The sequence below is a fragment of the Ruegeria sp. YTSA135 genome, from assembly GCF_059610165.1.
Genome location: NZ_JBXWNC010000007.1, coordinates 154,033 through 164,867, shown reverse-complemented (window position 1 = coordinate 164,867; position 10,835 = coordinate 154,033). Strand labels below are relative to the sequence as shown.

Annotated in this window: 10 protein-coding genes; 5 read left to right on the top strand and 5 right to left on the bottom strand. The window is 57.5% G+C overall.

Annotation, left to right across the window (positions count from 1 at the left end; all coding sequences use genetic code 11):
* Positions 1 to 139 precede the first annotated feature (139 nt).
* From AC2FIT_RS11470 to coxB, 5 genes are all read right to left on the bottom strand, one after another.
* Positions 140 to 955, bottom strand: coding sequence for a cytochrome c oxidase subunit 3 (locus tag AC2FIT_RS11470; RefSeq protein WP_068337593.1), 816 nt, complete (start codon positions 953 to 955; stop codon positions 140 to 142).
* 22 nt (positions 956 to 977) lie between these two features.
* On the bottom strand, positions 978 to 1,553 hold the full coding sequence (locus AC2FIT_RS11465; RefSeq protein ID WP_496829537.1) for a cytochrome c oxidase assembly protein: 576 nt from the start codon (positions 1,551 to 1,553) through the stop codon (positions 978 to 980).
* A complete protein-coding gene (locus AC2FIT_RS11460; protein ID WP_496829535.1) occupies positions 1,553 to 1,714 on the bottom strand; it encodes a cytochrome c oxidase system small membrane protein in 162 nt (53 codons plus the stop codon). Before AC2FIT_RS11460 ends, AC2FIT_RS11465 begins: the two co-directional genes overlap by 1 nt.
* Positions 1,711 to 2,667, bottom strand: a complete 957-nt coding sequence (cyoE, locus tag AC2FIT_RS11455) for a heme o synthase (protein ID WP_496829533.1) — start codon at positions 2,665 to 2,667, stop codon at positions 1,711 to 1,713. Before cyoE ends, AC2FIT_RS11460 begins: the two co-directional genes overlap by 4 nt.
* Positions 2,668 to 2,743: 76 nt before the next feature.
* Positions 2,744 to 3,655: a cytochrome c oxidase subunit II gene (gene coxB / locus AC2FIT_RS11450; protein ID WP_496829532.1), complete on the bottom strand. Its 912-nt coding sequence runs from the start codon at positions 3,653 to 3,655 to the stop codon at positions 2,744 to 2,746.
* A gap of 176 nt (positions 3,656 to 3,831) precedes the next feature.
* On the opposite strand from coxB, the gene tldD reads away from it, so the two are divergent.
* The 5 genes from tldD to AC2FIT_RS11425 all read left to right on the top strand — a co-directional run bounded on the left by tldD (position 3,832) and on the right by AC2FIT_RS11425 (position 10,825).
* A complete protein-coding gene (gene tldD / locus AC2FIT_RS11445; RefSeq protein ID WP_496829530.1) occupies positions 3,832 to 5,253 on the top strand; it encodes a metalloprotease TldD in 1,422 nt (473 codons plus the stop codon).
* A gap of 229 nt (positions 5,254 to 5,482) precedes the next feature.
* A complete protein-coding gene (dprA, locus tag AC2FIT_RS11440) occupies positions 5,483 to 6,610 on the top strand; it encodes a DNA-processing protein DprA (RefSeq protein WP_496829528.1) in 1,128 nt (375 codons plus the stop codon).
* Between the two features lie 162 nt (positions 6,611 to 6,772).
* Positions 6,773 to 9,394, top strand: a complete 2,622-nt coding sequence (topA, locus tag AC2FIT_RS11435; protein WP_496829526.1) for a type I DNA topoisomerase — start codon at positions 6,773 to 6,775, stop codon at positions 9,392 to 9,394.
* 100 nt (positions 9,395 to 9,494) lie between these two features.
* Positions 9,495 to 10,199 (top strand): CoA transferase subunit A, encoded by a 705-nt coding sequence (locus AC2FIT_RS11430; protein WP_496829524.1) that lies wholly within the window; start codon positions 9,495 to 9,497, stop codon positions 10,197 to 10,199.
* Positions 10,199 to 10,825: a CoA transferase subunit B gene (locus tag AC2FIT_RS11425; protein ID WP_496829522.1), complete on the top strand. Its 627-nt coding sequence runs from the start codon at positions 10,199 to 10,201 to the stop codon at positions 10,823 to 10,825. Before AC2FIT_RS11430 ends, AC2FIT_RS11425 begins: the two co-directional genes overlap by 1 nt.
* The last annotated feature ends 10 nt before the right edge of the window (positions 10,826 to 10,835 follow it).

Below are 10,835 nucleotides of genomic sequence, written 5' to 3'. Positions count from 1 at the left end.
GGCACTAGAACCGGCGCCTTGTTAAGGTCAGCGAAGGCGCAATTGCAACCTTGCAATTGTATGGGGCGCAATCTTGCACCCCGTATAGCGAAAAAGCCGCCCCCTGGGCGGCTTTTACAATTTGATAGCCTGACCGGCGTTACATCAGCGGAGCCTGACCCCAGATGTACACAGCAAAGAACAAGAACAGCCAGACAACGTCGACAAAGTGCCAGTACCACGCCGCAGCTTCGAAACCGACGTGTTTTTCAGGAGTAAAATCGCCGCGCAGCGCCCGTATCAGGCAGACGGTCAGGAAGATCGTCCCAATGATGACGTGGGCGCCATGGAACCCGGTTGCCATGAAGAAGTTTGAGTAGAACTGATCGCCACCAAACACCCAACCTTCGTGCGCCAGCAACTCGTAATATTCGTACGCTTGCAGGAAGGTAAACAGCAGGCCCAGAACGATCCCAATTGCCAAACCATTCACCAACGCCTTACGGTCATTGTCATGTATCAGCGCGTGGTGCGCCCAGGTGATTGCGCAACCCGAAAGCAGCAGGACGAGCGTGTTGATCAGTGGCAGGTGGAACGGATCAACGGCATGGATATCCGGCTGGATGTATTCTGTACCGGCATAGTCATACATCGGATACATGCGATGCTTGAAGAAGGACCAGAACCAGGCAAAGAAGAACATCACCTCGGACATCACGAACAGGATGAACCCGTAGCGCAGACCGATACGGACAACCGGTGTGTGATCCCCTGCGCGGCTTTCTGCCACCACATCCGACCACCATGCAAACATGCAGTAGAGCACAGCAACAAACCCGCCCCAGAACAGGAACGAGGTATTTCCGTGCATCCACAGGACGGCACCGAACAGCATCGCGAAAGCCGCGACCGCGCTCAACAGGGGCCAGACCGATGGGGCCAGAATGTGGTAATCATGGTTTTTTGCGTGTGCCATCAGCGTCCCTCACCTACAGGCGTTAGTTCGTGTTTGATTCTGCCTGCGCTTCAAGGGCAGCGTAGCCCTCGGGCAGGTCAATTTCATAGAATGTATACGACAGAGTAATCGTATGCACATACTTGGCTTCCAAGTCTTCGACCATTTCCGGATCAACGAAGAACGTTACCGGCATTTGCACCCGCTCACCGGGTTGCAGCACCTGCTCTTCAAAGCAGAAGCAGGCGATTTTCTGGAAGTAGCCACCCGCTGAATACGGCGCGACGTTGTATGACGCCTGCCCCGCGATCGGGCGGTCGGTCGGGTTGTACGCCTCATAAAAGGCCAGCCCGGTTTCCCCGATGCGGACTTCCATTTCGCGCTCGACCGGTTTGAACTCCCACGCCATGCCTTTGGCTTTCGAGGCATCAAAGCGCACAGTTACCTTGCGGTCCAGGATATCTTCGGGCGCGGCTGCTGCCACCCCGGTGGTGCCTCCAAACCCGGTAACACGGCAGAACCAATCGTAAAACGGTACCGCCGCCCAGGCCAAGCCGCCCATCAGAACAACCACGCCGACTGTCTGCGCCACCGTTTTTTGCGGACCGGTCAATGCCATTAGTTCTGTACCTCCTGCGTTGCAAGACCCAGGCTTGTACCCGAGACCTTTACGATGGTTAGGCCAAAAATGATCACGATGAAGGCCGCCAACGTCAGACCGACCCCCAAATTGCGGCTGAACCGGCGCTGGTGGAGTTCATGGCTTTTGCGCAAACTCATGACCAACCTCCCAAACCATAAGGCTTTATCAGCGCCTCTAGCAGAATCGCACCAAAGTGCAGGAACAGATACAGCAGCGACAACTTGAAAAATGCGCGTTCGGCCTTGAAGTTATCGGCTTCCGAGTCGTCCTCGGTCCGGCGCGCGATCTGCCATGCGCCGCGCAAGAAGAGAGCATTCATCACAATCGCAACGGACAGATAACTTGGCCCACCAATGCCAGAGAACGCCGTCCCAACCGCCAACAAAGCAAGCAGGCCGGTGTAAACCAGAATATGCCAGCGCGTCGCGCGGCGACCATGCGTCACGGTCAGCATCGGCACGCCGGCATCGTCGTAATCAGACCGCATGAACAGGGCCAGTGCCCAGAAATGTGGCGGTGTCCACATGAACGTCAGCGCGAACATCAGCCATGGCTCCAGCGTCATTGAGCCGGTGGCAGCAACCCAGCCGATCACAGGTGGGAAAGCGCCTGCCGCTCCGCCGATCACAATGTTTTGCGGCGTCAAACGCTTGAGCCACATCGTGTATACGACAACGTAGAAAAAGATAGTAAACGCAAGAAAGGCGCCAGCAAACCAATTTGTCGCCAGCCCAAGCATGATCACCGATAGGCCCGACAACGTCAGGCCAATCGCCAAGGCTTCGCCCGCGTCAACCTTGCCCGACGGGATTGAGCGGCGCCTCGTACGCTTCATAATCTTGTCGATATCCGCATCCCACCACATGTTTAGTGCACCGGAGGCGCCGCCACCAATGGCAATGAACAGGATCGCGCAAAACCCAACAAACGGGTGTACTTGCACCGGGGCTGCCAGCAGACCAACCAAAGCCGTGAAAACAACCAGTGACATGACCCGGGGCTTTAGCAGGGCAAAGTAATCGCCAAAACTTGCCTCATCCGCGCGGGGCTGCGCGGAAACGGTGCTGGCATTGATGCTTGCGTCGGTCATCTCAGGTCCTTTTGCGGCGAAGGCTGCGCGGTTTCCGCGCAACCTGCGTCATGTTTGAAACAGGCTTTAGCCCGTATCAGTTCGCAGCAACTTGGTAGGATTGCGGCAGTCCTGCGTATTCGTCGATCGCACCTTGCAACCACTGTTCATACGCGTCTTCGCTGACCACTTTGACGGTGATCGGCATGTACGCATGGTCTTTGCCGCACAATTCGGAGCACTGGCCGAAATAAATGCCCTCTTTATCGGCTTCGAACCACAACTCAGCCAGACGACCCGGGACACCGTCCTGTTTCACGCCAAAGGACGGGATCGTCCAAGAGTGGATCACGTCCGAGGCCGTGACCTGCATAACGATGACCTTGCCGACCGGGACAACGACGGCTGTGTCGGTGGCCAGCAACCATTCGTCATCACTGTAACCGGCATCGGAAAGCTTTGCGCGCATCGCGTCATCCAGAACAAAAGGCGTGACGTCAGCATCCGCCGGGCGAGCGGACTCGTCCAATGTCGCCGGATGCCCCAACAGGTAGCTGTCGAATGCAAAATCGTGGTCAACATATTCGTAGGTCCAGTACCATTGGTTGCCGACCACTTTGATAACCACGTCGCCTTCGGGAATTTCTTGCTGCTTGAACAGAACCGGCAACGAGAAGGCGCCAATAAAAACGAGAACAAGGATCGGGCCCAATGTCCATGCGATTTCAACCGGTGTGTAGTGCGAGAATCGCGCCGGTGTCGGATTTACCCGCTGATTGTAGCGCACAATGCAGTAAACCAGCAGAGCGGCAACCAACAAACAGATTGCTGTGATGATCACCAGAATCATGCCGTCCAGCCGCTGAATACCCTCTGCCAGGCTTGTGGCGGCGGGTTGGAAACCCAGTCCGCCATCGACCGGCTTGCCAATAATCTCAAGCTCCTGCGCCATGGAAGGCAGGCTGGAGAGGGCTGTCAGCAGCCCCGAAAGCATCAAAGCATTCTTCATGTTCTGTCCTGATCGTTTGATCTTTGCTTCTTTTGCGAAAAGGTGTGAATCAGTCGCACCTCTCCCGTTGTCTTTGGCCGCGTTAAAAACCATATTCTGGCGGGTAGATAAAGCAAAATGCTTGCGTCAAACAGACGCTATTTTTGATCTGGATCAAACCCGAAAGGCCCCAAGTGATGCCCGACAACCCGTTTCGACCGTTTGAAAGCGTTCTTCCGAAGGACGAAGCGCTTGCGGTTTTGCAATCCGCCACCGCCGGGGCCCAGGACGGAGAGCTGTTTGTCGAACGGCGCAAATCCGAGTCTCTGGTCTTTGATGACGGGCGGTTGAAAGCCGCATCGTACGACGCGTCCGAAGGGTTCGGCCTGCGGGCGGTTCAGGGCGAGGTTGCGGGATACGCCCATTCCACCGATGTATCGATTCCCGCCCTGAAACGCGCGGCCGAGACGGCGCGGCTTGCTGTTGGGGACGGTGGCGGTACGCTCGCCGAAGCGCCACGCGCGACCAACACCCGGCTGTACACAGACGAAGACCCAATCGAATCCGCCAGCTTCCCAGTTAAAATCGAGACCCTGCGCGAGATCGACGCCTTTGCCCGCGATCTGGACCCGCGGGTCGTGCAAGTCAGCGCAACCATCGCAGCGGCCGTGCAAGAGGTCGAGATTCTGCGCCCAGATGGCGTTATGGTTCGCGACGTGCGGCCGATGACCCGCCTGAACATCTCGGTCATCGTGGAACAGAACGGCCGCAGGGAAAGCGGTTCGGCTGGCGGGGGTGGGCGCATCGGCCTTGATGGGCTGATCGACCCCTCTGACTGGCAAGACAAAGCGCGTGAGGCGCTGAGGATCGCTCTGGTCAACCTAGACGCTGTCCCTGCGCCAGCTGGCGTGATGGAAGTAGCACTTGGTCCTGGCTGGCCCGGCATCCTGCTGCACGAAGCCATCGGCCATGGGCTGGAAGGCGATTTCAACCGCAAGGGCAGTTCAGCGTTTGCGGGTCTGATGGGGCAACGAATTGCGTCGAAAGGCGTGACCGTCGTGGATGACGGCACCATCGCAGATCGTCGCGGTTCGATCACGGTGGATGATGAGGGCACCCCCAGTTCGCGGACTGTATTGATCGAGGATGGTATCCTGACCGGCTATATGCAGGATCGCCAGAACGCCCGTCTAATGGGTGTGGCCCCAACCGGAAACGGGCGACGTCAAAGCTATGCGCATAAACCTATGCCGCGTATGACGAATACGGTCATGCTGGGCGGAGATGCAGATCCGGCATCGCTGGTCGCGGACATAAAAGATGGTATCTGGGCCGTGGGCTTTGGTGGCGGGCAAGTGGACATCACAAACGGCAAGTTCGTTTTTTCCTGCACCGAGGCGTATCGCGTCGAAAACGGCAAAATCGGTGCCCCGGTCAAAGGGGCGACCCTGATTGGAGACGGCCCCTCCGCACTGAATCGCATCCGAGGGCTGGGCAATGACATGGCGCTTGATCCGGGCATGGGAACATGCGGCAAGGACGGTCAGTGGGTTCCGGTGGGTGTCGGCCAGCCAACCGTTTTGCTAGATGGCCTGACTGTTGGCGGATCGGCTGCCTAAGCAGAATCGGCTGGATACTTAGGTTAACTCCTTACAGCAGTTTGTAGCGGATTATGGCGCCTACCTTGTGAAACCCCCAAAGTGGGCGCCACTTTTTTATCTTTATTTCTTAGTTGCTTAAGTGAAATCAGCAGGGGAATTCAAGAAAATTTCCGAATAATTTGAGAGGATTCACAAGCTGTTAACCTCCTAAGCCGTAAACCAGTTCTGCAATCAGGCGGAGCAACGGATGACCGAAGAGCAGCTTTCTTCCTATCACCCCACACTCCCACCCACCACGGAAGAGGATCGGTTTTCCTGGCTTCGTCTGTTGCGCTCGCGCAAGGTTGGTCCGGCTACGTTTCGTCGGCTGCTGCGGGAACATGGCTCGGCGCAGAACGCGCTGGCCGCGCTGCCTGAAATGGCACGTGCTGCCGGAATTGAAGGGTATGAAATTTGCCCGCCCGGCGTGATTGAGGCGGAACTCAAGGCTGCAAGGGCTGCAAATGCGCGGCTGTTGTGCCTTGGGTCCGCTGATTTTCCTGATCAACTGAGTGACCTGTCCGACGCCCCCCCTATGCTGTGGGCGATCGGTGATGTGTCTATTTTGCGCAAGCCGTCTATCGCGATGGTTGGGGCGCGAAACTGTTCATCGTTGGGTGCCCGAATGGCGCGCGGTCTTGCGACCGATCTTGGGAAACAGGGGTTTGTTGTAGTTTCGGGGTTGGCCCGCGGAATTGACACATCGGCGCATCTGGCGGCGCTAGGTACGGGCACAGTGGCGGTCATGGCTGGCGGTGTTGATGTCATTTATCCAGCGGAGAACACCGATCTGGCAAGAGACATCGCGCAATCGGGGCTGCGTCTGTCGGAACAACCAATGGGGATAAATCCGCAGGCCCGGCACTTTCCACGTCGCAACCGTATCATCTCGGGTCTGGCTCAGGCGGTTGTGGTGGTCGAGGCTGCGGCAAAATCCGGCAGCCTTATCACCGCCCGCGATGCCTTGGACCAAGGCCGCGAGGTCTTGGCCGTGCCCGGGCACCCCTTCGACGCCCGCGCAGCAGGGTGTAACCTTTTGATACGCGATGGGGCAACACTGGTGCGATCTGCTGACGACGTGATCGAGGCGTTGCCGCAGCAGCCAGCAGACCTGTTAGACACCACCGAGCCGGCAGAGCCGTCCAAACCTGCTTTGTCAGGCGCTGCATTACATCGGGAGATATTGTCCCGGCTGGGTCCGTCACCCATTGCCGAAGATCAACTGATCCGCGATATCGCGGCCACGGCGGGTGAGGTTGGCCCGGCTCTGGTCGATCTTGAACTGGACGGGCAAATCCAGCGCCAACCCGGCGGCTTGTTGTCCCTCACAGCCTAACAGGACCTGCTGCAAGTTACGGTACAAACCGCTACGTCTACACCGCTGAATTCACCTCGAATTCTGCGTGTTCAAAGGAACGCATTGACAATCCGCACTTGCCCCACACATTTTGCACCATCACATAAGGCGCCCATTGAATTAAGCGAGGTTTCCCCTTAAATGCCTGTAGTTGTTGTAGAATCCCCGGCTAAAGCTAAAACAATCAACAAATATCTTGGCCCCGACTACACGGTTTTGGCATCCTATGGCCATGTGCGCGACCTGCCGCCTAAGGACGGATCCGTCGACCCTGAGCATGAATTCTCGATGAAATGGGAGGTCGGAAATGACAGTCGCAAGCATGTCAAAGCCATCGCGGACGCCCTGAAGGAAGACAATGCGCTGATCCTCGCCACCGACCCCGATCGTGAGGGTGAGGCCATCAGTTGGCACCTGCAGGAAGCACTGACCAAACGGCGCTCAATCAAGAAAGATACCCCTGTTAGTCGGGTGACGTTCAACGCAATCACAAAAGACGCAGTAACCGAGGCGATGCAAAACCCGCGTCAGGTCGATATGCCCTTGGTTGAGGCTTATCTGGCCCGCCGGGCGTTGGATTATCTTGTGGGGTTCAACCTGTCTCCGGTCTTGTGGCGCAAGCTTCCTGGCGCAAAGTCAGCCGGGCGCGTGCAATCTGTATGTCTGCGTTTGATTGTTGAGCGCGAGATGGAGATTGAGGCGTTCAAACCCGTTGAATACTGGTCGGTCCGCGCGTTGTTTGAAACACCACGCGGGCAGACCTACGAAGCACGGCTTGTCACCTATGCAGGCAAAAAGCTGGACAAGCACGACCTGAAGGATGCCACCCAGGCTGAGTTGGCAGTACAGGCCATCACCAGCCGAGCGCTCAGCGTAAAGTCGGTCGAGGCCAAACCCGCCGCCCGCAACCCCAGCGCGCCGTTCATGACCTCGACCCTGCAGCAAGAGGCCAGCCGTAAGTTCGGCATGGGCGCGCGACACGCAATGCAGGTGGCGCAGCGCCTCTACGAGGCTGGTTACATCACCTATATGCGAACCGATGGCATTGACATGGCGCCCGAGGCCGTGGCCTCGGCCCGGGATGCGATCAAAGACCGCTATGGCGCAGAGTACGTGCCGGACAGCCCGCGCATGTATAAGAATAAGGCCAAGAACGCGCAGGAAGCCCACGAATGTATCCGGCCTACGGATATGTCGCGCGATGCAAAGGCGCTGAAGGTTACAGATGAAGATCAGCGTAAACTGTATGACCTGATCTGGAAGCGTACTATCGCTTGCCAGATGGCCGCCGCGCGGCTTGAGAGAACCACGGTTGAAATCGGCAGCGATGACGGTCAGGTTGGCCTGCGCGCCACGGGTCAGGTGGTCTTGTTCGACGGTTTCATGCGCGTCTACGAAGAAGGCCGCGACGACGTTGTCGATGATGACGAAAAGCGCCTTCCGCAGATCATGCAAGGTGATCCGGCCCCCTTCGCCAAAGCCTCATTGCGGGACCAATTCGCCAAAGCGACCGCAGACGACAAATCTGCCGTTCTGTCTGACAACGAGGCCGTTCTGGCCCTGCAACACCACACGCAACCACCGCCACGGTACACTGAGGCGACCCTTGTCAAACGGATGGAAGAGCTGGGGATTGGGCGCCCCTCAACCTATGCGTCAATCGTCACCACGATCCAGGACCGGGAGTATGTGCGCAAGGACAAGAACCGCCTGATTCCAGAAGAAAAAGGACGGATCGTCACTATCTTCCTGCTGAATTTCTTCCGGCAATATGTTGGGTATGAATTCACCGCCAACCTTGAAGAACAGTTGGACGATGTCAGCGCCGGAGACCGCGATTACAAAGACCTGCTGGGCAAATTCTGGCGCGACTTCTCGGCCGCGATTGGCGAAACGTCTGAGCTGCGCATCTCCGAAGTTCTGAGCAAGCTGGACGAGGCTTTGGCCCCACAGCTATATCCCCCACGAGAGGATGGGTCTGACCCGCGTATATGCCCAAAATGCGGTGTCGGTCAGCTGCACCTGAAAACCTCACGAACCGGTGGCTTCGTGGGATGTGGCAACTATCCGGAATGCACGTACACACGTCCGATTGCAGGGGAAGGCGCCGAGGGGGACGAGCGTTTGCTGGGCGAAGACGCAGGTGATGAGATCTGGCTGAAGTCCGGTCGCTTCGGCCCCTATGTGCAGCGTGGTGAGCCCACACCAGAAAACAAAAAGCCTCCGCGTGCGTCTCTGCCGCGTGGGTGGAGCAAAGATGACATGGATCTGGACAAGGCGCTGACGTTGCTGTCCCTGCCCCGCCAGATCGGTGAGCATCCCGATGGAGGCATGATCACCTCGAACTTTGGACGGTTCGGCCCGTATCTGATGCATCAACTGCCCGATGAGGCCAAGCCGGTCTATGCCAACCTCAAGGACCCCAACGATGTGTTCGAGATTGGCATGAACCGCGCAGTTGAGTTGCTGGCAGAAAAACGCGCCAACCCGGGGCGGCGTGGACAGGCTGCCAAGCCATTGAAAGATCTGGGCGAACACCCCGATGGCGGCGCTATGCAGGTTTTTGAGGGGCGATATGGACCCTACGTGAAATGGGAAAAGGTCAATGCGACGATCCCCAAGGATATCAAGCCCGAGGACGTAACGCAGGAAATGGCCATCGAATTGGTGAATGAACGGGCCGCGAAGAAGGGAACCAAGAAAAAGGCTGCGCCCAAGAAAAAAGCCACCACCAAGAAGACAACCAAGAAGGCGGCCACCTAAGGGCCGTTAGGTAGAAATACCACCACCGGCCTGGATTCGTTGACTTCCCCGAGACGTGGCGGCACAACCTGCCCATCACCACGTCATTGGGGGAGTTTCCATGAAGAAAATCTATGCCAATGCCACCGAAGCGCTTGATGGGGTGCTGACGGATGGCATGCTGATTGCGGCGGGCGGTTTCGGCCTGTGCGGTATACCCGAACTGCTGTTAGAGGCGATCAAGGAATCAGGCGCTCAGGATCTGACATTTGCGTCGAACAATGCGGGGGTCGATGATTTCGGCATCGGCATTTTGTTGCAAACAAAGCAGGTCAAGAAAATGATCAGCTCATACGTCGGCGAGAACGCAGAATTCATGCGTCAGTATCTTGCCGGTGAGCTAGAGCTGGAGTTCAACCCGCAAGGCACCTTGGCCGAACGTATGCGCGCTGGCGGCGCGGGCATCCCTGGTTTCTATACCAAGACGGGTGTGGGCACCGTGATCGCCGACGGGAAAGAGCACAAGGATTTCAACGGCGAAACCTACATCATGGAAGAAGGTATCTTTGCCGATCTGGCCATTGTCAAAGCGTGGAAAGCCGACGACACCGGCAACCTGATCTTCCGTAAGACCGCGCGCAACTTCAATGTTCCCGCTGCAACCTGCGGCAAGATCTGCATCGCCGAGGTTGAAGAGATCGTACCGCGCGGTTCGCTGGACCCCGACGCAATCCACCTGCCCGGCATCTACGTGCACCGCATCATTCAGGGCGAGCATGAAAAGCGCATCGAACAGCGCACCACCCGCAAGAAGGAGGACGCATAATGCCTTGGGACCGCAATCAGATGGCCGCCCGCGCGGCGCAAGAGCTGGAAGACGGTATGTATGTGAACCTCGGCATCGGCATTCCGACGCTGGTGGCGAACTATGTGGGTGACAAGGACATCACGCTGCAATCCGAGAACGGGATGCTCGGCATGGGCCCCTTTCCGTTCGAGGGCGAGGAAGACCCGGACCTGATCAATGCGGGCAAGCAAACGATCACCGAACTGGCCCGCACGGCCTATTTCGACAGCGCGACCTCATTTGCTATGATTCGCGGCGGCAAGATCGCAGCCGCGATTCTGGGTGCCATGGAAGTGGATGAGAAAGGTGATCTTGCCAACTGGATGATCCCAGGAAAGCTGGTCAAAGGCATGGGCGGCGCGATGGACCTTGTGGCTGGCGTCGGTCGCGTGATCGTTGTAATGGATCACACGAACAAGCACGGCGACTCGAAGGTGCTGAAGGAATGCACTCTGCCGCTGACCGGTAAAGGTGTTGTGGATCGCATCATCACCAACCTGGGCGTACTGGACGTGGTCGAGGGTGGCCTCAAGATCGTTCAACTGGCTGATGGCGTCAGTGAGGACGAGATGCGCGCGGCGACCGAAGCCACAATCGTCAACTGACCATACCAAT

What these genes read in the sequence shown, in the direction of transcription:
- tldD (WP_496829530.1), top strand. Translation starts at nt 3,832, where the DNA reads ATGCCCGACAACCCGTTTCGACCGTTTGAAAGCGTTCTTCCGAAGGAC.
- AC2FIT_RS11425 (WP_496829522.1), top strand. Translation starts at nt 10,199, where the DNA reads ATGCCTTGGGACCGCAATCAGATGGCCGCCCGCGCGGCGCAAGAGCTG.
- AC2FIT_RS11460 (WP_496829535.1), bottom strand. Translation starts at nt 1,714, where the DNA reads ATGAGTTTGCGCAAAAGCCATGAACTCCACCAGCGCCGGTTCAGCCGC.
- cyoE (WP_496829533.1), bottom strand. Translation starts at nt 2,667, where the DNA reads ATGACCGACGCAAGCATCAATGCCAGCACCGTTTCCGCGCAGCCCCGC.
- coxB (WP_496829532.1), bottom strand. Translation starts at nt 3,655, where the DNA reads ATGAAGAATGCTTTGATGCTTTCGGGGCTGCTGACAGCCCTCTCCAGC.
- dprA (WP_496829528.1), top strand. Translation starts at nt 5,483, where the DNA reads ATGACCGAAGAGCAGCTTTCTTCCTATCACCCCACACTCCCACCCACC.
- AC2FIT_RS11430 (WP_496829524.1), top strand. Translation starts at nt 9,495, where the DNA reads ATGAAGAAAATCTATGCCAATGCCACCGAAGCGCTTGATGGGGTGCTG.
- topA (WP_496829526.1), top strand. Translation starts at nt 6,773, where the DNA reads ATGCCTGTAGTTGTTGTAGAATCCCCGGCTAAAGCTAAAACAATCAAC.
- AC2FIT_RS11465 (WP_496829537.1), bottom strand. Translation starts at nt 1,553, where the DNA reads ATGGCATTGACCGGTCCGCAAAAAACGGTGGCGCAGACAGTCGGCGTG.
- AC2FIT_RS11470 (WP_068337593.1), bottom strand. Translation starts at nt 955, where the DNA reads ATGGCACACGCAAAAAACCATGATTACCACATTCTGGCCCCATCGGTC.